The following is a 22238-nucleotide window of genomic DNA, read 5'->3' on the forward strand; positions in this document are numbered from 1 at the left end:
GCGCGCGGGGATACGGACGCCACCGACCGGTGCTGAGGTTCAAGTACCGGGACGGGACCAGGGGCATCTATGCTCCCGGTCAGACTCTCGGGCGACCCCGTCGCGACGGCGACGCTGCTGGCGGCGGTGGCCGGGGGCGTCTGCCTCGGCACGGTCAGCGGCCTCGTCCCGGGCCTCCACGCGAACACGTTCGCGCTCCTGCTCGCCGCTACCGCCGGCACCGTCCCGGGTCCGCGCCGCTACGTCGGGGCGGCGATGCTCTCGGCCGGCGTCGTCCACACGTTCCTCGATGTCGTCCCCGCCCTGGCGCTTGGCGTCCCGGACCCCGCGATGGCCGCCGGCGCGCTGCCGGGTCACCGGCTCGTCGTCGAGGGCCGGGGCCGGGAAGCGCTACGGCTCTCGGCCGTGGGGAGCGCCGGCGCCGTCGTGCTGGCGGCGCCGCTCGCGCTGCCGGTCACGGCCGGGATGGTCGAACTCTACCCGCTGGTCGAGGCCCATCGCTCGCTGGTCCTCGGCGGCGTGGCGGCGCTGCTCGTCGCCACCGAGCGCGACGCCAGAGCGATGGTCGGGGCCTGCTGTTCGCTCGCGGCCAGCGGGGGCCTGGGACTACTCGTCCTCGACGCCGAGGTGACGTCGCTCCTGCCCGTCGCGGACGTCCTCGTGGCGCTGTTCGCGGGACTGTTCGGCGCGCCGGTGTTGCTCGCGGCCATCGACGGCGAGGGCGCCCCCGCACAGGCCGACGCGACGGTGACGACGCCGCGGCGGAGAGTCGCCGGCCTCGTCGTCGTCGGGACGCTGTGTGGCGCGGTCGTCGGCTACCTGCCGGGCGTCTCAAGTGCCGTGGCGGCGACCCTGGCGCTCGGGCTGACCGCGGACGGCGGCCCGCGTGCGTTCGTGGTCACGACCAGCGGCGTGAACACGGCGACGGCGGTGTTCGCGCTGTTTGCGCTCGTCGCGCTCGGCGAACCGCGCACCGGCGTCCTCGTCGCCATGGAACGGGCCGGCGTCCCGCTCGCGCTCCCCCCGCTGCTGACCGCGGTGGCACTCGCCGCCGTCGCCGGCGCGGTACTGGTACCGGTGCTCGGCGACCGGTACCTCCGGACCGTCGGCCGACTGAACCCGACGCGCCTCTCGCTGGCGGTCCTCGCGGCCCTGGGCGTCCTCTCGTGGGTCTTTGCCGGCGCCGTCGGCGTCGGTGCGTTCGGCGCGGCGACGCTCGTCGGGCACGTCCCGCCGCACTTCCGGACGCGCCGAGCGACGCTGATGGGGGTGTTGCTCGTCCCGCTGACCCTATAGGTAGCCCCGCCGGCGGAAGTGAGCGAGCATGACGGCCACGATGAGCGCCATCCCCAGCATCGTCGCCGGGTAGCCGAAGGTCCACGTGAGCTCGGGCATGTTGTAGGGGCTGTCCGCGAAGTTCATCCCGTAGACGCCAGCGACGAACGTCAGCGGGATGAATATCGTCGCGACGACGGTCAGCACCTTCATCACCTCGTTGGTCGACTGCGAGAGGGTGTTCAGGTAGATGTCGCGGGCGCCCGCCACCAGGTCGCGGTAGGTCTCGGTCAGGTCGACGACCTGGACCAGGTGGTCGTAGACGTCCCGGAAGTACTTCTCGGTCTCGGGGGCGACCTGGGCGGGATCGCCGCGGGCGAGGACACCTACGGCCTCGCGGGCCGGCCAGGCCTGCTTGCGAAACGAGAGCAGGTCCCGTCGGACGTCGTTTATCTTCTCGAGGGTCTCCCGGTCCGTCGAGACGGTGACCTCCTCCTCGATCTCCTCGATGTCGGTCTCGATCTCGTCCAGGAGGTCGAAGTAGCCGTCGACGATGACGTCCAGCACCCGGTAGGCGGTGAAGTCGGCGCCGCGGTGGAGCAGGCGCTCGTCCCCGCGCGAGACGGCGTCGAGGACGCGCTGGACCGGTCGCGCCGCGCCCGGCGAGACGGTGACCACCCAGTCGTCGCCGACGAAGATACCGACCGGCGTCGTCTGGACCTCCTTCTCGAAGGTCGTCTCGCCCGGCGAGAGCGCCGCGACTTTCAGCAGGACGAACGTGTAGTCGCTGAACTCCTCGGTCTTGGCCCGAGCGTGGTTCCGGACGTCGTCGATGGGCAGCGGGTGGAGGTCGAACGCGTCCCGAATCGCGTCGACTTCCGCCTCGGTGACCGACGTGGCGTGCACCCAGGTCGTCCCCGGGGCGCGACGGGCCGCCGAGAGGTCGTCGTAGGCCACCGCCTCCTCGTCGGCGTAGACCACGGCCGAAATCACGGTTCGGTTCCCCCCTGGGCACGGCCGACGGTCAGAAGCGTCAGCCCGAGCATCAGCGCCGTCAGCGAGAACGCCCGGCCCGAGTACGGCACGAGGACGCCGACGGCGTAGCCCCCGAGGCCGACGGCGGTGAGCAGCGCCCCGGCGATTGCTGCCGTGTGCATACCGGCCACTCGCCGGCCGGGCAGAAAACGGTACGCCCCGGTGGCGTCAGGAAGTGGGGTGCTGGATGGCGCCCAGGAGCGTGTCGACCCGGTCTCGCTCGTCGATGCGCTCGGGGTGGACGGCGATGGCGACGACCACGTCACCCTCGTGTTCGAAACTGGAGACGTGCAGGCGGACGTCTATCTCCTGGCCCTGGACCTCGGAGGTGCCGGTGAACTCGCTGACCGTGCGGTCCTCACCGAGGATCTGGACGGTCCGGTTGCCCTGGCTCTCGACGTCGCTGATGCGCCCGGAGCGCTGGACGAGTCGCTCGACGAGGCGGCGGTTGGACTGGCTCGCGAGCGGGTTCAGCGACTGGCCGGCGACCGTCGCCCCCGGCGTCGAGAGGAGGACCAGGCGGGCGAACTCGACTTCGCCCAGCGGTCCAAGGTCGACCGAGCGGTTGTACTCGGCGACGTGGTTCGTGATGCGGACGGTCCGCTGTTGTCCGACGACGGAGACGTTCCGGGTCACGGTCTGGGCCTCGGCGCGGGCCTCGTCGTAGCCGGTCGTCTCGAGGGCGGCGGCGTCGACCGCCGCGGGTTCGGCCTCGAAGGCGACGGTCTCGCCGGTGATCAGGCCGACGCATCCGGAGGAGACGACGAGGAGAGCGACGAGCGCGGTGAGGAGTCCGGTTCGCATGGTGTCCCAACAGATGCCCCGTGGTGTAAAAAAACAACACGTGTCGGACCGTCGGCCCGGCTCGGGCAGAACCAGTCAGCGAGGGGGCCCGTCCCAGAGCGGTTGCTGCGCTCGATTGCGGGTGTCGGCGACAGTCACTCGGCTACGGGCCCACCCGGGTCAGATGGTCACACCGGTCGAGGACAGCGAGGCCACGACGAGCAGCAGTCCGAGTGCCAGAAGGATGCGGACCGGCCGCGAGTTTGCGTGGAACAGGTTCATCGTACGTTCCACTGACGTGCAGGTACGGTATTGGTATACACTACCTGTCACGACCCGGGCCACGGGAGGGCGGGTGTCGGCGCGGCGGAAGTCGTTGCTTACAGCCAGAGGGCGGTGTCATCGTGCGCGCCCGGTACCTAGACACCGAGCGCCGTGAGCTCGTCGTGTCACTCGTCACCCGCCACGGCTTCCCAGCCCCGCATCCCGTCTTCGAACCTGGGTGTAACCGGCTCGCCACTGACGGGACCAGCACGTTCCGATGACAGAATCGAGAGGGCGCCCGGACCCCACTTGAATCGGAGTCACAGGCGTTACGGGGCCGCGTACGTCGGTGAAGATATCGACCGGAAAGCTATCAGAACAGGCTCGCCAGCACGTTGATCACGGCCCATTTCAGTGAGTTGATGACCCCGATGCCGTCGATTCGGATGTCACCGTCCATGAGAGCGTTCTGGAACGCGGTCGTGGGGGTGTTCGATTCGAGGATCCTGTCGATGGTCGCCCGGTCGGTCGTCATCTTCAGCGTCGCGTCGTCACGAGTTCCCTGTTCGAGTTCCTGAATCTGGAGTTGCGCGTTCATTCGGAACGACGCAGTGCCTTGCGTGCCATCTGCATCGGTGACGATTAGATTCACGCGCTCGTTTTTCAGCTGGTCGGCGGCGATGCCGAGGTCACTCGCGTCGACGTTCTCGTTGTACGTCGAGACGAATCCCTCGAAGCTCCCGAACATCTCGTCGGCCCACGCTGGCTGGTCAGATTGGGCGAGGGCTGGGGCGACTCCGAACGACGCGACCGAGACGACGACGACCGTCGCAATCAGTAGTCGGACGGATTGAGAGCTACTTGGTAAGCATTTCATAACGACAGTAGGTACGCCGATCGAGTATATATACTCGTGCTGACGGGTGATAGCAGTCGTCGGCTCCACATCGCAGCGAGCCGGCTCTGACAGTGTCGTGACGTCGCTGCAACGACCCCAGTACCACCAGACCCAACGGAGAGACGACCGGAGGGGTGCCGATACCTCAGAGCCGGTAGGTCGGGCCGTCGTCGGTGTCCTGCACCTCGACGCCGAGTGCCTCGAGCTCGTCGCGCAGCTCGTCGGCGCGCTCGTAGTTCCCGGCCTCCCGCTCCTGCTCGCGGACCTCGAGAACGAGTTCGACGAGGTCGCCGGCGATGGTCACGTCGCCGTCCGTCTGTTCACCGAACGAGAGGCCGAGGATGCCACCACCCAGGTCCTCGAAGGTCTCGACGGCGCGCCGGAGGCCCCGGTAATCGAATGCTTCGTGTGCATCCACGTGGGTGTTGACCGCCGCCGTCACGTCCAGGAGGGCCGTCGTCGCCTCGCGGGTGTTGAAGTCGTCGTTCATCGCCGCCTCGAAGTCCGCCCGGGCCGCGTCGACGGCCTCGCGGAGCGTCTCGTCGGCGACGGTAGCGTAGGCGTCGACGTCGTCGCAGGCCGCGACGGCGCGCTCGTAGCCCCGCTGGAGGCGGTCCCAGCGCTCCCGTGCCTCGGCAATGGTCGCCTCGCTGTAGACGGCGCTGGAACTGTAGGCCGTCGAGAGCAGGAAGGTCCGGAGGACGTCGGGGCCGAACTCCGCGACGGCGTCGCAGACGGTGAAGTAGTTGCCCAGCGAGGAGGACATCTTCTCGCCTTTCGTCTCCAGTAAGCGGACGTGGAGCCAGTACGTGGCGAACTGCTCGCCGGTCGCGGCCTCGCTCTGTGCCACCTCGTTCTCGTGGTGGGGGAAGACGAGGTCCTGGCCGCCGACGTGGACGTCGATGGACTCGTCCAAGTGGGTCATCGACATCGCCGAGCACTCGATGTGCCAGCCGGGTCGGCCCTCGCCCCACGGCGAGTCCCACGTCTGGGCCGTCTCGCAGGCCGCCGCGGCCGGCGCGGCCTCGGGATGCTGGTGTTCCTCGACGTCCTCGGGTCGGACGCCGCCGGCCTTCCAGAGCGCGAAGTCCGCCGGGTGGTGCTTCTCCGACTCGGCGGCCGCACCCTGTGACTCGATGTCTTCGACGGTCTGGTTCGACAGTTTGCCGTAGTCCTCGAAGCTGCGAACGTCGAAGTACACCGAGCCGTTGGCCTCGTAGGCGTGGCCCGACTCGACGAGGCGCTCGACGAGCGAGATTATCTCGGGGACGTGCTCGGAGACCCGGGGGTAGACCTCCGCGCGCTGGAGGTTCAGCGAGCGCATGTCCTCGATGACCTGCTGGACGTAGTGACGGGCGACGTCGGCTTCGCTGTCGCCGTCCTCGCCGACGCGGGCGACGATCTTCTCGTTGACGTCGGTGAAGTTCTCGACGTGGCGGACGTCGTAGCCCAGGTGCTCGAGCCAGCGACACATCACGTCGACGTGGACCCACCCGCGGGCGTGGCCCAGGGGGGGCGGGTCCGACGTCGTCAGCCCGCAGTAGTACAGCAGCACCGAGTCGGGGTCGCGCGGCTCGAAGGGCTCTTTCTCGCCGGTCAGCGTGTTCGTCACGCGCAGCGTCATTGGCAGGAGGGTCTGTCCGCGCCCGCTTTAAGTCGTCGGATGCCTGCGCGCGGTCGCTGCCGGGGCTACCGGCCGACCGCGGCCTCGACGAGACGGAGCGCGTCCGGTCCGTCGCGACGTTCGACGACGACGACGAGCGTCTCGCCGCCGACCGCGGCGGCCTCGACGTCGACGTCAGCGGTTCCGAACCGGCCGAGCACGTCGGCCAGCGCCGCCCCGGAGAGGTCGCCGGTGGCGACGACGGCCGTCAGTGACCCCGCGTCGCGCCCGAATCGAGCGTCGCCGACGACCAGCAACGGGTCCGTCGCCTCCGCGTCCACGGGCCCCAGGCCGGTCTCCATCGACACGCGCGCCTCGGCCGCGGGCGGCCCGTACTCTGGCAGCTCCTCGGCGAACCGGCGCAACGCCGTCGCGACGGCGTCTACCTCACCGTCGACGTCCAGCGCCCTGGCGGCGGCGGTGTAGTTGACGACGTCCGCCCGGAGCGCGTCGTAGAGGAAGGGGCGCGCCCGGACGGCGTCGCGCGTCTCGCTCGCGAGTGACATACCGGACCTGACGCTGGAGGGGACAAAAACCCGCGTGACTCGCGGGCGAAGCCCCTATGAACGGTTCGTCCTAATCCAGAGGTATGACCCCAGCGCTCGTCATCGCCGCCCACGGCTCGCACCTGAACGCCGAGTCGAGCACGCCGACCTACACCCACGCGGACACCATCCGCGCGACCGGCGCGTTCGAGGAGGTCCGGGAGTCGTTCTGGAAGGAGGAACCGTCGTTCCGCGAGGCGTTGCGGACCGTCGACGCCGACGAGGTGTATCTCGTGCCGCTCTTTGTCTCGGAGGGGTACTTCACCGAGCAGGTCATCCCCCGGGAGTTCCGCCTCGAGGGCTGGGACCCGGACCTGTGGCGCTCCGACGGGACGAGCGCCACACACGCGACGCTCACGGCCGAGGATACCGGCCAGACCGTCCATTACTGTGGCCCGGCGGGCACCCACGACGCGATGAGCGACGTCATCGTCCAGCGTGCCGAGTCGGTCACCGGCGACCCCGACGTCGGCGAGGGCTTCGGCCTGGCGGTGGTCGGCCACGGCACCGAGCGCAACGAGAACTCCGCGAAGGCCATCGAGTACCACGCCGGCCGCATCCGCGACCGGGGCCGCTTCGACGAGGTGCAGGCGCTGTTTATGGACGAGGACCCCGAGGTAGACGACGTCACGGAGTACTTCGAGAGCGACGACATCGTCGTCGTCCCGCTCTTTATCGCAGACGGGTTCCACACCCAGGAGGACATCCCCGAGGACATGGGCCTGACCGACGACTACCGCCTCGGCTACGACGTCCCCACGGACGTCGACGGCCACGCCATATGGTACGCCGGCGCGGTCGGGACCGAACCGCTGATGGCCGACGTCGTCCTCGAACGGGCCGCCGACGCCGGGGCCGACGTCGACGCAGCCATCGAACAGGTCCGCGAGCGGACCAGCGGCGCCAACCCGACCGCGGGCGACTGACCGCCGGTCGGAGACCGACTCGTTTTTTTCGCGGGAGCCCTGTCTCCCGGTATGCACGGCGACCATGTGGACGCGCTGGTGGCGACCGCTCCGGACGGCATCGCCTTCGACGACCTCCGCGTCGACCGCGAGGGGGACCGCTACGCGTTCGAGACGCCCGAGGAGACCCACGGCGCGCTGAGCGAGGGCGACCTGCGGGACGTGGCCGCCGACTCGGCGTACGTCAGCAACTGGTACTTCTGGCACGCCGTCGCGCCACAGAAGGCCGACCGCTGGGCGTTCCTCCGGTGGCTCGAGGACGCCGACGAGACGGCCCTGGAGTCCCGCCTGGACGACCTGGGGGACGGCGTGGTCAGCGAGTGGGGCCAGCTTCGGGTCACCGCGACTGTCGACGACGAGGGCGAGCGGCGCTACCACGTCCGTCACGCTGACGATGCGCGGGCGGACGCCGCCGCCCTGACTGCCCACGAGGACCCGCGGGCGGCCCGCGACCTCGCGAAACACGACCGACGGGGGCGGTACCGCCCGCTGAAGTCGGCCCCGACGCTCCGGACCGGGTGGCGCTTTGCCGACCTCGCGGCGGCCGACCTCGTCGAGACGGTCGAGACGTTCTATCCGGCGTCGGTCGCCAACTGGCACCGCGAGCGCGAGGGCGACCTCGATATCACCCACTGGCACGAGACCGTCGAGCGCCAGACCGGCATCTACGGCGTCGTCAAGACCTGGGATCGGGGTGAGGGGTACGAACACGTAAACTGGGTCGCCGAGGCCTGCTGTGACGACTCGCAGTGTCTGAAGCGCCGCGAGTGGCACTACGACGGGGAGACCGACCTCGACGTCGACGGTGGCGACGGCCGCTTCCCGTGTCGCGAACCGTGTTCGGTGGTCATCGCGGCCGCCAGACAGTGGACGAAACTCGAGAGCGAGGACACCCGGACCTACGAGTTCGAGCTGACGCCCAGCGAGAAAGAACAGGTCGAGGGCATCATCGAGGCCGTGGCCGACGGGCGGGCCGGCGACATCCGCGAGGCCGACGTCTACGAGGACGCGAACCGCTATCGGGCACGCTTCCTCCGGGCGAAGCAGTTCGACGAGGACGGCAACCTCGGCGGCGTCCCGACGGACCGTGACGACGGGGAGTGACCCCTATTCGGAACTGCGGACGTACAGCGCGACGAGCGCGGCCGCGACGACGGCCAGCGAGCCCAGCAGCAAGCCGACGTTGTCGAGGACGGTGACCGCGACGACGGCGAAGGCGAGCGCGATCCCGCCGAGCGCGAGGACGGGGACCGACTGGTTCTCCGGGAGCAGCGAGCCCGACCCCCGCTCGGGCCGTGGCTGTGGTTTCGAGAGCGATTCGTCTACCAGCACCGACTCCTCCCCGGCCGCGGGTTCGTGAACCTCGACGTCGACGTAGCGCGTCTGGGCCCCGTATCCCGTGACCACCTTGAGCGAGCCCCGGACCGGGAAGGACGCGTCCTCGTCGACCTCGATACGGACCCGCCGCTCGGACTCGCCGCTGACGTAGTGGTTCGACGCCTCCAGCGTCGCCGCCGCCGACAGGTCGTCGTCGATGTGCAGGTGCACGTGGAGCGCCTCGCCGTGGTTGACGACGCGGACGTCGAAGCTCCCGTCGGCCTCGAAGGCCGTCGGAACCTCCAGTCCGTGGAGCTCCTGACGGTTGACGTGCACGGGCAGGGCGTCTGTCACATAGTCGATTCCGGCGGGACAGGTAAAAAAGGTTCAGGCGGGGGCCTCGTCGCGCATGTCCGGCGGGAGGAGGTTGGGGATGCCGTCCTCGATGGGGAACGCCTCGCCACACTCGGTACAGACGAGTTCGCCGGTGAGTATCTCCTCGTCCGCACGTTCCTCGACGGTGAGTTCGAGGTCGTGTTTGTCCAGCGGGCAGCAGATGATGTCCATCAGGTCCTCTTTCATACGTCGGAGGTGGGCTGGCGGGCGCAAAAGTCTGCCGCTCTCCAGAAAGTCGGGTGCGAGAGCGCCGTCTAGAACGGGTGTTCGCGGACGATAGTCTCGCCCCGGCCGGGCCCGACGCCGATGGCGTAGGCCGGCGTGTCGAGCTGGTCTTCGATGTACTCGACGTAGGTGCGGGCGTTCTCGGGGAGCGCGTCGTAGCCCTCGTCGGCCACCGCACCCCAGTCCACGTCGTCCCAGCCCTCGAAGGTCCGGAGCGTTGCCTCGCAGCGTGCCCACTGCTCGGTGGTAGCGGGCATCGTCGTCAGTTCCTCCCCGTCGAGGGTGTAGGAGTGGCCGACCTGCACTTCCGCCAGACCGCCGAGCACGTCCAGGTGATTGATCGCGAGGCCGTCGAACCCGGAGACGCGGGTCGCGTGGCGCAACATCGGCATGTCGAGCCAGCCGACCCGTCGGGGTCGTCCGGTGACGGTGCCGTACTCGCCGCCCTCCTCGCGGATGTAGCGGGCCAGGTCCTCGTCGGGGCCCTCCTCGTCGCCCTCGTAACCCGGCGTGTCGCCGACGACGCCGCCCAGTTCGGTCGGCAGCGGTCCGCTTCCGACGCGGGTGAGGTAGGCCTTCACGATACCGACGACGTCGCCACTGCCGACGACCCCCGGACTCAGACCGGTGCCGACGGCCGCGCCGCCGGCGGTGGGGTTCGAGGAGGTGACGAAGGGGTAGTTCCCGTGGTCGATGTCGATGATGGTCCCCTGGGCGCCCTCGATCATCACGTTCTGGCCGTCGACCATCGCGTCGGAGAGAAACTCGCCGGCGTTGACGGTCATCCCGTTGGCCTCGAAGCGGCGGCCGTACTCGCGGAACTCCTCGAAGAGCGCGTCGACGTCGAAGGCCTGGGGCTCCTCTAGATCCGCGATATCGACGCCGTAGACCTCCTCGACCAGCGCGCGCTTCTGCGGGACGGCGTACTCGAGTCGCTCCCGGAGGACGTCCGGCTCGAGCAGGTCCCCGATGCGGACGCCCCGGCGGCCGGCCTTGTCCTCGTAGGTCGGGCCGATACCCCGACCGGTGGTCCCGACCTCCTGGTCGTCCTCGCTCTTTACCTCCTCCTCGATGCCGTCGAGGACACGGTGGTACGGGAGGATGACGTGGGCGCGCTCCGCGACGCGGACGTCGGGATCGAGGCCACGTTGCTGCAACGTGTCTATCTCGTCGAACAGCGTCCGCGGGTTGACGACGCACCCGTTGCCGAGCACGCCGACCTTGCCGCGGATGGCTCCGCTCGGCACGAGCGAGAGTTTGTACTCCTCGCCCTCGTGGACGACGGTGTGGCCGGCGTTGTCGCCGCCCTGGTAGCGGGCCACGACGTCCGCGTCGTCGCCGTACAGGTCGACGATACCGCCCTTCCCCTCGTCGCCGAGCTGTGAGCCGACGATGGTTACGGTCATCGCACGACCATTCCGGCCACCGTGATAAACAGATTACGGTCCGAACGTCCGGTTCGCTGGCCGTCGCCGGCTGTCAGCCCTTCCCATGTGAACTGTTGCGATGGCTTTATGACACCGCTGTCCGTACGAAACAACCGGCAAAGGCGGGTAGATGAGGGTAACTTTTAAACCCCGCAAACACAAGTTAACAATTGCCATGATAGACAGGCTTGAGAAGGAAGTAGACATGCTGGAGCGACACCTCCAGGTGCTCCGCATGGTGATTGAGAACGAGCCTATCGGTATCGTGAAGATGTCCAACGAGACTGGATATCCCCACCACAAGGTTCGCTACTCGCTGCGCGTGCTCGAGGAGGAGAACCTCATCGAGCCCTCCAGCCAGGGAGCAATCACCACCGAGCAGACCGGCGAGTTCGTCGACGACTTAGACGAGAAGATCGACGAGATCATCGAGAAGCTCGAGGGCATGAAGATCGAAGATGCCGCCGAGATAGAAGGCTAGGACGACTGTTTTCGTCTCGCTACAGTTCGGGTACCGCCAGGTGGAACTCCTGGTTTCTCGCTTCGAGCAGACAGAGGTGGTACCCGTCCTTGCGCGAGAGGTTCACGTAACTGTCGCGTTTGTCCCGGCTGAACAGTCCGCTCGAGGTCGCCTCCTCGGCGGTCTCCAGGGCACCCGGTTCGAAGAAGCTGCTGGTGACCAGGAACGCCGCCGCGAGCGTCTCGGAGGCGTTGCCAACGCGCTCGCCGTCGCGGACGAGCGTCGTCATCTGCTCTTCGGTGGCGGGGGAACGCGAGTCGTTCATGTTCGCGACGACGAGCGGGTTGCCCATCCGGTCGCGGACGACCACGTCGAAACGCTCCTGTGAGCGGTGTTCCTCGCCGTTCTCGACGTAGGTCACCGACACCTGGCCGTTGAGTTCCGCGCGGTCGATTCGGGGGATGGCGTCGAAGAGGTCCTGCATCCCGCTGGCGTGGCCGGTGTTGGCGATCTCGTAGAGCAGGTGGCGGATGAGCCAGTCGACGAAGCGGTACTGCATCGTCCCGTGGAGGAACGCCTCGAAGGGCTCGCCGTCGACGGACGCCTCCTCGGCCTCGAACTGGGTGTGGTACTCGAGGCGCAGGTTCTCCTCGACCGCCTCGCGCCCGACCTCGCCGTCGTGAGCCTTCGCCAGCGTGGCCTCGCCCTTCGAGTGGTACCGGACGAACAGGTTGGTCTTGCTGATGGCGTCGCCGGGGGTGAGGGCGGTCCCGGAATCGGTGACCGCACCCCCTGCCTCCTCGAGCTGGCGCTCCAGGCGCTCGATCTCGGCGCGTGCCTCCTCCAGGTCGGACTGGAGGCGGTCACGTTCGGCTCGAAGGTCATCCGCCGTCGACTCCAGCGATTCGACCTCCGCCTCCAGACGTGAGATCTCGTTCTCGCGCTCTGCCAGCTCCGACTCGAGGGACTCGACCTTGCTCGGATCGCCGTCGTCGCTCTCGTTCGAGTTCGTCGGGGTCGGCCGCGTCGCCGGACTCGAGGACTGCGTCGGTTGCCGGCGCGTCTGTGGCGACTCGGCTGTCCCCGCCCGGGGTCGGTCACGCCGCGGGCCGGCGTCGGCCCCGGGGTCGCTCTCGGACGCACTCGCGGCCGACTGGTCGGACGAGGCCGACCGCTCGGGGTCCACGGACGGAATCGAGCGCGTCTCGAGGTCCGCCGCCGTGGTCGCACCGCCGCTGTCGCCGCTCGTGTCGGCGCCGCGCTCGGCGTTCGCCAGGCTCTCGTCTCGCTGTTGACTCACCGGCCCGGTCTGGACGGCCCCGTCCGTTGGCTCCCCGTCGGGCGTCGGGGGCGACTCGCCGCTCGACGCCGGTCGTTCGCTCGTCGGCTCGGTCTTCGGCGTCGGGTCGTACCGTTCGACGCCCGAGTCGGTCGTATCGGACTGTTGCCGGGGGTCCGACCGTGACTGTGTCGGCTCCGTGTTCGACGCCGCCGCGTCCGCCGACGTCGCCTGCTCTGTCGTGTCAGTCGACGCCTCGGCGGCTGGGTCGTCGGCCTCGCCGCCGGAGCGGACCGACGCCCCCTGACTCGACCCGGCGGCCTTCGACCCCGGCGGGCCACTGCTCGACCGGGCACTGACGTCCTCCCTCGACTCGGACTCGGCGTCCCCGTCGCTCCCGCCACCCGCCGGCGGCGCGTCCGCCACTGCACCCCCGGACGCGTCGGCGGCCGTCGCGTCGTCTCCGTCGTCGGCCACCTCGGACGGCGAGTCCGGGGCCTCCTCGACGGCGACTGCACCCGAGTTCTCGGCTTCCTCCGTGGCCCCCTCGGGTTCGGGGATCTCTACTGGCGTGATGTCGACGGGCTTGACCTCGTAGATGCCCACCTCACCGTTAGCCTGGTCGAAGGCCTCGTCGTCGGTGAGCAACCGCTCTGCCGACCCGACCCAGGCGACGCTCATCGAACGGCCCTGGTGGTAGACGACGTAGTAGTCGCCCGAGAGAACGTTCTCGGAGAGCTCGACGAAGCCGGTGAACTTCCCGTCAGCGAGCGTCCGGTCGACCTCCTCGATGGCGGTCTCTTCGGTGTAGTACTTCGCCCGCACCTCGTCGGCGCGGTCCTGCATCACCGCGAGCAGGGGGAGTGCCTCGTGTGGAGCCTCGCGGGCGGTGCCGTCGGCGTCCTCGAAGTCCTCGATGTCGCCGTCGAGGACTCCGACGACCGTCCCGTTCAGCATGAACAGTCGCGTCGGGCCGGCACGGACGGCACCCGAGAATTCGTCCGCGGCGAGTTCCTGGAGGCCCTCGTACCCGCCCGCGAACGGGACCGGTTCCCAGTCGCCGACCCGTTCGTCTGTACGTGTGGTCATTACCTCATGGAAGCCCCATGGAAGACAAATAGTTTGTGCCCAGACCGGCCAGAACAGCGAGTCCGATGGGCATATGTCGCCCGACCCGTAACGAGGGGGTATGGAAGAGCAACCGGGGTTGAGCGACCAGTATCGGACCGCCAGCCCGTGGCCGGTGTTCATCGCACTCGGCCTCGCGCTGTCGGAGGTGGGCGTCTTCGTCGGCCTGTTTCCGGTGGCCGTCTTCGGCCTCATCCTCTTCGGTGGCAGCGTCGCCGGCATCCTCACCGAGTCGGGCTACGCCACCCGCCCGTGGCCGACGCTCGTGGCGGTGGGTGCGGTGCTCGCGCTCGTCGCCGCTGCCATCGCCCTCTGGCAGATCCCCGCGAGCGAGTTCTACGTCGCGAACATCGGCGACAACGGCCTGCTCTCGCGGATGGTCGCCGTCGTCGTCGCCGGCGTCGTGATGGCCGCGATGGGCAGCGTCGGGTCGCTCTTAGAGCAGTCTGCGGTCTGACGCCGACACGCTGACGGTCCGGGCGACCGTCTGTCGGGTATGACCGAACCAGCGATGACCCGGTTCCCCGTCCCCGACGAGGCGGACCTGCCTGCCGACGTGCGCGAACGCATCGAACGAGAGACCGAGGAGGCCGGCTTCACCCCGAACGTCTTCTCGGCGCTGTCCTACCGGCCGTCGCAGTTCCGCGCCTTCTTCGCCTACTACGACGCGCTGGTCGAGGACAGCGCGCTCGAACGCGCGGAGATCGAGATGATAATCGCGGCCGTAAGCGGCGTCAACGACTGCCTCTACTGTGTCGTCGCCCACGGCGCGCTGGCCCGTATCTACGCCGACGCCCCCCTGCTGGCCGAGCAACTGGCGACGAACCACCGGACCGCGGACGTCGGCGAGGCCCACCGGGCGATGCTCGACTTCGCGGTGAAGCTGACCGAAGCACCCGCGCGCGTGTGCGAGGACGACATCGAAACCCTCGAAGACCTCGGCTTCTCCCGGGAAGCGGTCTGGGACGTCGGCGCCGTCGCCTCGTTTTTCAACCTCTCGAACCGGATGGCCCACCTCGCGGACATGCGTCCGAACGAGGAATTTTACACGCTTGGTAGAGAGTAATTATTCGCCGAACGGGTAGCGGACACATATCTACGGGTAAGACCGAGATACCGGGCTCGATACACTATCAATTCTATAATACTTTTTCCCATCACGGGAAGCAAACCAGCAGGTATTCCACGCCCCACCGACCCGTACAGCTCGTGGCGGTATTATTCTAGTAGATAGAATAGGAACGCCCGCCTCGATACTCAGCAGGCTCGAGTAATCTCGGAGTACCGACCAGAGTTGGTGTGGCATGAGCCCCCAGTCCCCGGTCGTCGACTGTCGCCTGGCGACTGTCCCTGGTTCGAACGGAGCGATTCATCTCTCCCGTTTGTATCCATCTCTTGATATCAGCACCCTTCGATCGGCAGGTCGACGTGGCGTCCAGCGAGGTAACTATGTATTATCGTTGGTAATTCAATCGAACTATCACACTGCCGGATGAAAGGTTGTCACGTTATTAGACATCGTAACACTTCGATTGCGAAGGATGCACACACATACCAGAAAAGTCACAGCACTCTCGCTGGTGCTGTTGATGCTCGTATCATCTTCAATCGCGATCGGCTTTGCCGGCGCGTCGCTGCAACAGGCCGGGAACGCCGGGAACGCTGGGAACGTCGGCGCCGCGACGGTCTCGTTCTCCGACCAGACGACGGCCGGGACGACAGTCACCGTCGACTCGGTCAACGTCTCCGAGGGCGGGTTCGTCGCGATACACGATAGTAGCCTGCTGGAGGGCAACGTAGCCGGGAGCGTCATCGGAGTGAGCGAGTATCTCGAACCCGGCGAGCACGAGGACGTCGAAATCACGCTGTTCGACGTCCCGGGCGCAGAGTTCGATCAAAGCGAACTCACCGAAGACGACACGCTGATCGCGATGCCGCATCTGGACACGAACGCCAACGAAACGTACGACTTCGTCGAGACGGACGGCGCGGCGGACGGTCCGTACGTGACAGAAGACGGCTCGCCGGTGACTGACGCGGCCAACGTCACCGTCGAAGCGGAGGAGCTCACGGAGGGTGAGTCGTACACCGTCTCGAACCTCTCGGCACCGCCGTCCGTCGAAGAGGGTGACCCGGTGACCGTCAGTGCGACGATAACGAACCCGAACGACGTCGCAGACACGCAGGAAGTCGTCTTCAGGTTCGACGGCACCGTAGTGGTCCGCGAAGAGGTCGAACTCGCGGCCCAAAACTCGACGACCGTCTCGTACACTCTCGATACGTCGGAAGTCGACACCGGGTCGTACTTCCACGGCGTGTACACGCGGTCCGACGGCGCGCCAGCACAGATCCAGGTCGTCGACGACGTACAGTCCTTCGAGGTGTCGAACCTCTCGGCCCCCGAGGCTGTCGAAGTTGGCAGCGAGTTCACGGTGACCGCGACCATCACCAACCCCAACGCGTTCGTCAGCAGACAGTCCGTCGAGTTCCGGTTCCAGGGTGGCCTCGTCGAGGCACGGGACGTCTCCCTCGACGCTGAGAGCAATTCCACGGTCGAGTTCCAGGCTGACGCGAGCGACGTCAGTCCGGGCACGTACATCCACAGCGTCTTCACCCGTGACTTCGGACAGTCGGCACTCATCACCGTCGAGACACCTGGAGAGGGCCCACCGACTGAGGAACCCACCGAAGAACCGACTGAGGAACCCACCGAAGAACCGACTGAGGAACCCACCGAAGAACCGACTGAGGAACCCACCGAAGAACCGACTGAGGAACCCACCGAAGAACCGACTGAGGAACCCACCGAAGAACCGACTGAGGAACCCACCGAAGAACCGACTGAGGAACCCACCGAAGAACCGACTGAGGAACCCACCGAAGAACCGACTGAGGGCGACGCGTAGAGGATAGCCGAGACCCTGTTCGAGTCGCGGGCGAGCAAGGCGAGCGACCACTACCGAGTTGGGCAGTCGGTCCGGCGGTCTGTGTCTCCGTCCCGGCTCTTCCTCGCGACGTCTCCCCACGTGCTGGCCCGTCCGTCGTGGTTCCAGCACGGGGTCGTCAGACGTGCCGCGAGCCGGATCGGCGGTGACGACCGACGACCACCTGAGCGAAACCAACAGTCTATTTACCGCCCTGTGCTAACCCCGATTTATCCATGGCACTGTTCGGATTCGAGAAAGACACCCTGCTCGACCTCACTGTCAACTTCATCCCGCTGGGTATCATCCTCTTTTTCATCGCCGCGTTCGCCGTCGTGCCCGCGTTCGGCGTCGACCCGGTGTTCTCTGGGATGCAGTTCGCGCTGATGATCTCGATGTTCTTCTTGCTTGGCGTGCTGACCTACTACGCCGGGCGTGCCATCGAGAACGCCGAGAAGGAAGCGGAGGCGGCGGCGCTCGAGGAACCGACCGACAGCGACCCGGAAATCGAGGGGACGACCGAGGAGTCGGCGGCGCTCGACGACGAGGGAGCGGACGCCCAAGCGGCGATCGAGCAGACTGACGACGACGCCTGAAGACGGAGACGGACCGACCGAGGGCGGCGCGGAACCGACCCTTTCATTATCGTCTAGTCCCGAAGGGCGACCATGGCAGCAGGAGATCTATTGCTGACGGGGTTGATGGCCGTCCTCCTCGTCGGCATTGCCGCGCTTTTGACACGCATCGAGGACTGGCGGTCGTACACGCCGCTGGCGGGCGGGGGTTCCGCTACCGGCGAGACCGTCGTCCACAGAGAGAAGCCGACGGGGGTCATCCGCTGGCTGACGACCGTCGACCACAAGGACATCGGCCTCCTCTACGGGGCCTACGCGGTCATCGCGCTCGCCGTGGGCGGCATCATGGCGATGCTCATCCGCCTCCAGCTGGTCACGCCCGCCGGTGCCCTGCTGGGGCCGAACGCGTACAACGGCATCCTGACGAGCCACGGCATCACGATGCTGTTCCTGTTCGGGACGCCCATCATCGCGGCGTTCGCGAACTACTTCATCCCGCTGCTCATCGGGGCCGACGACATGGCGTTCCCGCGCATCAACGCAATCGCGTTCTGGCTGCTCCCGCCCGCGGCGCTGCTCATCTGGGCCGGGTTCTTCCTCGCGCCCATCACCGGCAACATGATCGAACCGGCCCAGACCAGCTGGACGATGTACACGCCGCTGTCGGTCGAACAGACCAACCCCGGCGTCGACTTCATGCTGCTCGGCCTGCACCTCTCGGGCGTCGCGGCGACCATGGGGGCCATCAACTTCATCGCGACCATCTTCACCGAGCGAGACGACGAGGTGAGCTGGGCGACGCTTGACATCTTCTCGTGGACGGTCCTCACCCAGTCGGCGCTCATCCTCTTTGCCTTCCCGCTGCTGGGCAGCGCCATCGTCATGCTGCTGCTCGACCGCAACCTCGCGACGACGTTCTTCGCTGTCGAGGGCGGCGGGCCGCTGCTCTGGCAGCACCTGTTCTGGTTCTTCGGCCACCCCGAAGTGTACATCCTGGTCCTGCCGCCGATGGGCCTGGTCAGCCTCATCCTGCCGAAGTTCTCGGGCCGGAAGCTCTTTGGCTTCAAGTTCGTCGTCTACTCGACGCTGGCCATCGGCGTGCTGTCCTTCGGCGTCTGGGCCCACCACATGTTCTCGACGGGCATGGACCCGCGACTGCGGGCCTCGTTCATGGCCGTCTCGATCGCTATCGCCATCCCGAGTGCAGTCAAGACGTTCAACTGGATCACGACGATGTGGAACGGCCGGCTGCGCCTGACGACGCCGATGCTGTTCTGTATCGGCTTCATCGCGAACTTCATCATCGGCGGCGTGACCGGCGTCTTCCTCGCCGCGGTCCCGGTCAACCTCATCCTCCACGACACCTACTACGTCGTCGGCCACTTCCACTACATCGTCATGGGCGCCATCGGCTTTGCCGCGTTCGCCGGCATCTACTACTGGTTCCCGGTCTTCACCGGCCGGATGTACCAGCGTACGCTCGGGAAGGCCCACTTCTGGCTCTCGATGGTCGGGACGAACATCACGTTCTTCGCGATGCTGGCGCTTGGCTACCTCGGGATGCCCCGCCGGTACGCGACCTACCAGTTCGACGGCGCCATCGCGCCGCTGGCACAGGTCCAGACGTTCCACATCGCCGCGTCCGTCGGTGCGGTCATCCTGTTCGTCGGCCAGATAATCTTCGTCTGGAACCTCGTCCAGTCGTGGCTCGAGGGCCCGGTCGTCCAGGACGGCGACCCGTGGGACCTGGAGCGCGACGGCATGCTCGACCGCGAGTTCGAGTGGTTCGACCGGAAGCTCGAGACGGCCGTCGCCGACGGCGGTGAAGACGAGGACCAGTCAGTGCTGCCCGACGGCGGCGAGCGGACCGACGCGGACGACTGAGACGGGCGGCCCTGTTTTCGCGACGGCGGACGCATAGATTCACGCACAGCGCCGACGAACCGGCGAGTGACGGGCTCGTCCGTTGGCGCAGTGACGCTGGACGACAGGGAGAGCGACCCGCCGGGAGCACACGAGGACAGTCAGGCCGCGCCGGCGACCAGCACCATGGCGGTCACGAACATCATCACGGCGATGCCGGAGAGCACGAGGAACAGCAGTTCCTTCTGGGACATACCCTCCGTAGGGGACGGAAGTGAAAAAGGCTAATCGTCTCGCGGCCGACGCTCTGGTATGAGCGAAGCAGTCGCCGCGAGATCCGGCGACAGAATCGTCGTCCGCCTCTACGTCGCCATCGTCGCCCTGGCGGGCGTGATGGGGTACGTGCTCGGCGTCATCCGCCCGGAGAACCTCCAGCCAGTGCTGTTCGGGATCATCCCGCTCCCGCCGACGCCGCTGGGGGTCGCCATCTACGGAGTGACGACAGTGGGCGTGGGGCTCGGGGTGTTGCTCTTGCTGGTCGTCTACGTCTCGCGGTACGACGAGGCGAGCGAGTGACGGCCGGTCCCGCAGGTCACCGGGCTGTCGACGCACGGACCGACGGGCCCGCGTCGCCGACGACGGACCGGGAGGGCGGGCCGACGGCTCAGACCGCGCCCGCCGTCTCGGTGTAGGACCCGTAGGCCGCCTCGAAGACGGCCATTATCTCGCCCATCGTCGCGTAGTCTTTCACCGCGTCCACGATGGCCGGCACGACGTTGTCCCCCTCGTCGACGCGGTCACGGAGCGCGGCCAGGTGGGCCTCGACGGCCGCGTCGTCGCGCTCGGCTTTCACCCGTTCGAGGCGCTCGTGCTGTCGCTGCTGGACGGATTCGTCGACGCGCAGCAGTTCTGGTTCGGTCTCCTCGGCGACGGTGTAGGCGTTCACGCCGACGACGACCTCTTCGTCGCGCTCGACACGTTCCTGGTACTCGTAGGCCGAGTCCTGGATCTCGCGCTGGAAGTACCCCTGCTCGATGCCCGCGAGGACGCCGTCGCGGACCGACCCGTCACCCAGCTCCTCCTTGATGTGTTCGATGTAGGCCATCGCCTGCGACTCGATGTCGTCGGTGAGCGCCTCGACGGCGAAACCCCCCCCGAGCGGGTCGACGATGTCGGCGGCGCCGGACTCCTCGGCGATTATCTGCTGGGTCCGCAGGGCGACCCGGACCGCCTCCTCGGAGGGCAGCGCCAGCGCCTCGTCGAAGGAGTTGGTGTGGAGGCTCTGGGTGCCCCCGAGGACGCCCGCCAGCGCCTGGATGGTCACCCGGACGACGTTGTTGAGCGGTTGCTGGGCGGTCAGGGACTGGCCGGCCGTCTGGGTGTGGAACTTCAGTTGCTTGCTCTGGGGGCGGGCCGCGCCGTACCACTCGTCCATCACCCGGGCGTAGATGCGCCGCGCGGCCCGGAACTTCGCCACCTCCTCGAAGATGGCGTTGTGCGAGTTGAAGAAAAAGGACAGCTGGGGGGCGAAGTCGTCGACGTCCAGCCCCCGGTGGAGGCAGTCCTCGACGTAGGCGAAGCCGTCGGCCAGCGTGAACGCCAGTTCCTGGACGGCCGTCGATCCCGCCTCGCGGATGTGATAGCCCGACACCGAGACGGGCTTGAAGTTGGGCGTCTCATCGCTTGCGTACTCGATGACGTCGGTGACGAGCTTCAGCGAGGGCTCCGGGGGGACGACCCACTCCTTCTGTGCGATGAACTCCTTGAACATGTCGTTCTGGAGGGTGCCCCGAATCTGGTCGCGAGCCACGCCTTGCTGGTCGGCCAGCGCGACGTACATCGCGTAGACGACCGGTGCGCTCGGGTTGATGGTGAAGGAGGTCGAGACCTCGCCCAGGTCGATGCCGTCGAAGAGCACCTCCATGTCCGCGAGGGTGTCGACGGCGACGCCCTCCTTGCCCACCTCGCCGTCGGCCATCGGGTCGTCCGAATCCAGCCCCATCAGCGTCGGCATGTCGAAGGCCGTCGAGAGCCCCGTCTGGCCCTCGTCGGTCAGGTAGTGGAACCGCTCGTTTGTCTCCTCGGCGGTCCCGAACCCGGCGAACTGCCGCATCGTCCAGGTCCTGCCCCGATACATCGTCGGGTAGACGCCGCGAGTGTACGGCGCCTCGCCGGGGAACCCCAGGTCGGCGTCGTAGTCGATGTCGGCGACGTCGAGCGGGGTGTAGAGCCGGTCGACCTCGAGGTTCGAGACGGTGGCAAAGCGGTCGCGGCGTTCGCCGTGGGCGTCCAGCGCCGGGTCCAGCGTGTCGTTCTCCCAGGCGTCCTTGGACTCACGGATCTTCCGGAGGTCCGCCTCGTCGTACATACCACGTTATATGACACCAGATTGCATGAACGTTCGGGCGCTTCCCCCGTCACTCCTGGAGGCGCTGGGTCGTCTCGACCAGCGGGTGGTGGGCGTAGTCGACGACGTCGATGTCGGCGATGGACTCGAGGTCGGACTCGGCGGCCGTCTTCGCCATCCCCAGTTCCACCGGGGGGTCGAGCACGATGACGTAGGCGTCCATCCGGTCGATGTCGAGGCGCTCGGCGGCCTTCACCCGGTGGTGGCCGTCCGCGAGCAACAGGTCGCCGCCGTTGTCGATGACCACGAGCGGTTCGGCCAGTTTCCGCTCGAGCTCGTAGACCCGGCCCTCCAGCTCGTCCGCGTAGACCGTCGTCTGTGTCGGCGTCAGGTCCGCCAGGGACACCGTCCGCCGCTCCTCGTGGACCGTCGTCCCGTGGATGTTCTCTAGGGTCCGGCCCAGTTTGTCCACCTTGTCGGGGGTCGCGCGCTCTATCTGCGAGCGGATGACGTCGGCGTTCGAGATGATGCCCACGAGGTTGCCCGCGTCGTCGACCACCGGCAGCTTCTGGATACCCGACCGGAGGATGACCCGGGCGGCGTCCTGGACGGCCATCTCCGGGTGGGCGACGAGGATGTCGTCGGTCATCACGCGGAACATCGGTTCGTGGTCCTCGGCTAAGAGCAGGTCGCGGGAGCTGACGAACCCCTCGACCCGCCGGCCGTCGGTGACCGGGAAGCCGCTGAACTCCTCGTTGTTCGAGATGCGCTCGGCGACCTCGGCAACCGTGTCGTCGAGTTCGACGGTGGCGACGTCGCGTGTCATGTACTCCCCGACGGTCGGCCGGCCGGAGTCCTCCATCGACACT

21 protein-coding genes and 1 pseudogene are annotated in these 22238 nt (G+C 67.5%); 10 read left to right on the plus strand and 12 right to left on the minus strand.

Annotation, left to right across the window (positions count from 1 at the left end; genetic code table 11):
• The first annotated feature begins 69 nt into the window (after window positions 1-69).
• Window positions 70-1296 (plus strand): tripartite tricarboxylate transporter permease, encoded by a 1227-nt coding sequence (locus tag P1K88_RS13255; RefSeq protein ID WP_276410706.1) that lies wholly within the window; start codon window positions 70-72, stop codon window positions 1294-1296.
• On the opposite strand, the gene corA is transcribed toward P1K88_RS13255, so the two are convergent.
• The 6 genes from corA to P1K88_RS13285 form a co-directional block, all read right to left on the minus strand.
• On the minus strand, window positions 1291-2268 hold the full coding sequence (corA, locus tag P1K88_RS13260) for a magnesium/cobalt transporter CorA (RefSeq protein ID WP_276410707.1): 978 nt from the start codon (window positions 2266-2268) through the stop codon (window positions 1291-1293). The two genes, P1K88_RS13255 and corA, sit on opposite strands and share 6 nt — an antisense overlap.
• Window positions 2265-2432: a hypothetical protein gene (locus P1K88_RS13265; protein ID WP_276277862.1), complete on the minus strand. Its 168-nt coding sequence runs from the start codon at window positions 2430-2432 to the stop codon at window positions 2265-2267. The genes corA and P1K88_RS13265 overlap by 4 nt, the downstream gene beginning before the upstream one ends.
• 46 nt (window positions 2433-2478) lie before the next feature.
• Window positions 2479-3114 carry a DUF6517 family protein gene (locus tag P1K88_RS13270; RefSeq protein WP_276410708.1) on the minus strand — a complete coding sequence of 212 codons (636 nt, stop codon included), beginning with the start codon at window positions 3112-3114 and terminating at the stop codon, window positions 2479-2481.
• Between the two features lie 616 nt (window positions 3115-3730).
• On the minus strand, window positions 3731-4105 hold the full coding sequence (locus tag P1K88_RS13275; RefSeq protein WP_276410709.1) for a hypothetical protein: 375 nt from the start codon (window positions 4103-4105) through the stop codon (window positions 3731-3733).
• Window positions 4106-4400: 295 nt separating this feature from the next.
• A complete protein-coding gene (cysS, locus tag P1K88_RS13280; protein WP_276410710.1) occupies window positions 4401-5879 on the minus strand; it encodes a cysteine--tRNA ligase in 1479 nt (492 codons plus the stop codon).
• A 65-nt stretch (window positions 5880-5944) separates the two neighbouring features.
• A complete protein-coding gene (locus P1K88_RS13285; RefSeq protein ID WP_276410711.1) occupies window positions 5945-6424 on the minus strand; it encodes a DUF7523 family protein in 480 nt (159 codons plus the stop codon).
• Window positions 6425-6507: 83 nt separating this feature from the next.
• On the opposite strand from P1K88_RS13285, the gene P1K88_RS13290 reads away from it, so the two are divergent.
• Both P1K88_RS13290 and P1K88_RS13295 read left to right on the plus strand, forming a co-directional pair.
• Window positions 6508-7389 (plus strand): CbiX/SirB N-terminal domain-containing protein, encoded by an 882-nt coding sequence (locus tag P1K88_RS13290; protein WP_276410712.1) that lies wholly within the window; start codon window positions 6508-6510, stop codon window positions 7387-7389.
• 51 nt (window positions 7390-7440) lie between these two features.
• Complete coding sequence (locus P1K88_RS13295) at window positions 7441-8532, plus strand: DR2241 family protein (RefSeq protein ID WP_276410713.1); 1092 nt, start codon at window positions 7441-7443, stop codon at window positions 8530-8532.
• A 3-nt stretch (window positions 8533-8535) separates the two neighbouring features.
• Here the strand turns inward: P1K88_RS13295 and P1K88_RS13300 are convergent, their stop codons facing one another.
• The 3 genes from P1K88_RS13300 to P1K88_RS13310 form a co-directional block, all read right to left on the minus strand.
• Window positions 8536-9099: a DUF7524 family protein gene (locus P1K88_RS13300; RefSeq protein ID WP_276410714.1), complete on the minus strand. Its 564-nt coding sequence runs from the start codon at window positions 9097-9099 to the stop codon at window positions 8536-8538.
• A gap of 33 nt (window positions 9100-9132) precedes the next feature.
• The gene (locus P1K88_RS13305; protein ID WP_276410715.1) at window positions 9133-9327 is read right to left on the minus strand and encodes a methytransferase partner Trm112; all 195 of its coding nucleotides are present in this window, start codon (window positions 9325-9327) and stop codon (window positions 9133-9135) included.
• Between the two features lie 68 nt (window positions 9328-9395).
• Window positions 9396-10772 carry an adenylosuccinate synthase gene (locus P1K88_RS13310; RefSeq protein ID WP_276410716.1) on the minus strand — a complete coding sequence of 459 codons (1377 nt, stop codon included), beginning with the start codon at window positions 10770-10772 and terminating at the stop codon, window positions 9396-9398.
• 196 nt (window positions 10773-10968) lie between these two features.
• Between P1K88_RS13310 and P1K88_RS13315 the strand changes: the two genes are divergently transcribed.
• Window positions 10969-11274: a hypothetical protein gene (locus P1K88_RS13315; RefSeq protein WP_135304560.1), complete on the plus strand. Its 306-nt coding sequence runs from the start codon at window positions 10969-10971 to the stop codon at window positions 11272-11274.
• A gap of 19 nt (window positions 11275-11293) precedes the next feature.
• Here the strand turns inward: P1K88_RS13315 and P1K88_RS13320 are convergent, their stop codons facing one another.
• Window positions 11294-13621 carry a DUF7527 domain-containing protein gene (locus P1K88_RS13320; protein ID WP_276410717.1) on the minus strand — a complete coding sequence of 776 codons (2328 nt, stop codon included), beginning with the start codon at window positions 13619-13621 and terminating at the stop codon, window positions 11294-11296.
• A gap of 100 nt (window positions 13622-13721) precedes the next feature.
• Between P1K88_RS13320 and P1K88_RS13325 the strand changes: the two genes are divergently transcribed.
• From P1K88_RS13325 to P1K88_RS13350, 6 genes and pseudogenes are all read left to right on the plus strand, one after another.
• The gene (locus P1K88_RS13325; protein ID WP_276410718.1) at window positions 13722-14117 is read left to right on the plus strand and encodes a DUF7541 family protein; all 396 of its coding nucleotides are present in this window, start codon (window positions 13722-13724) and stop codon (window positions 14115-14117) included.
• A 39-nt stretch (window positions 14118-14156) separates the two neighbouring features.
• Window positions 14157-14726 carry a peroxidase-related enzyme gene (locus P1K88_RS13330; RefSeq protein ID WP_276410719.1) on the plus strand — a complete coding sequence of 190 codons (570 nt, stop codon included), beginning with the start codon at window positions 14157-14159 and terminating at the stop codon, window positions 14724-14726.
• A 475-nt stretch (window positions 14727-15201) separates the two neighbouring features.
• A complete protein-coding gene (locus P1K88_RS13335) occupies window positions 15202-16566 on the plus strand; it encodes a DUF7282 domain-containing protein (RefSeq protein WP_276410720.1) in 1365 nt (454 codons plus the stop codon).
• Between the two features lie 254 nt (window positions 16567-16820).
• Window positions 16821-17048 (plus strand): annotated as a pseudogene (locus P1K88_RS18325) (DUF6684 family protein); the annotation flags it as partial.
• Window positions 17049-17252: 204 nt separating this feature from the next.
• A complete protein-coding gene (locus P1K88_RS13345) occupies window positions 17253-19043 on the plus strand; it encodes a cbb3-type cytochrome c oxidase subunit I (RefSeq protein ID WP_276410722.1) in 1791 nt (596 codons plus the stop codon).
• Between the two features lie 291 nt (window positions 19044-19334).
• Window positions 19335-19598, plus strand: coding sequence for a DUF7520 family protein (locus P1K88_RS13350; protein WP_276410723.1), 264 nt, complete (start codon window positions 19335-19337; stop codon window positions 19596-19598).
• A gap of 88 nt (window positions 19599-19686) precedes the next feature.
• On the opposite strand, the gene P1K88_RS13355 is transcribed toward P1K88_RS13350, so the two are convergent.
• Window positions 19687-21390: an acyl-CoA mutase large subunit family protein gene (locus tag P1K88_RS13355; protein WP_276410724.1), complete on the minus strand. Its 1704-nt coding sequence runs from the start codon at window positions 21388-21390 to the stop codon at window positions 19687-19689.
• Window positions 21391-21439: 49 nt separating this feature from the next.
• A complete protein-coding gene (locus tag P1K88_RS13360; RefSeq protein WP_276277878.1) occupies window positions 21440-22231 on the minus strand; it encodes a CBS domain-containing protein in 792 nt (263 codons plus the stop codon).
• Window positions 22232-22238: the final 7 nt, after the last annotated feature.

Origin of the sequence: Haloarcula halobia (assembly GCF_029338255.1) — an archaeon.
In the GTDB taxonomy this organism is placed as follows: Archaea; Halobacteriota; Halobacteria; order Halobacteriales; family Haloarculaceae; genus Haloarcula; species Haloarcula halobia.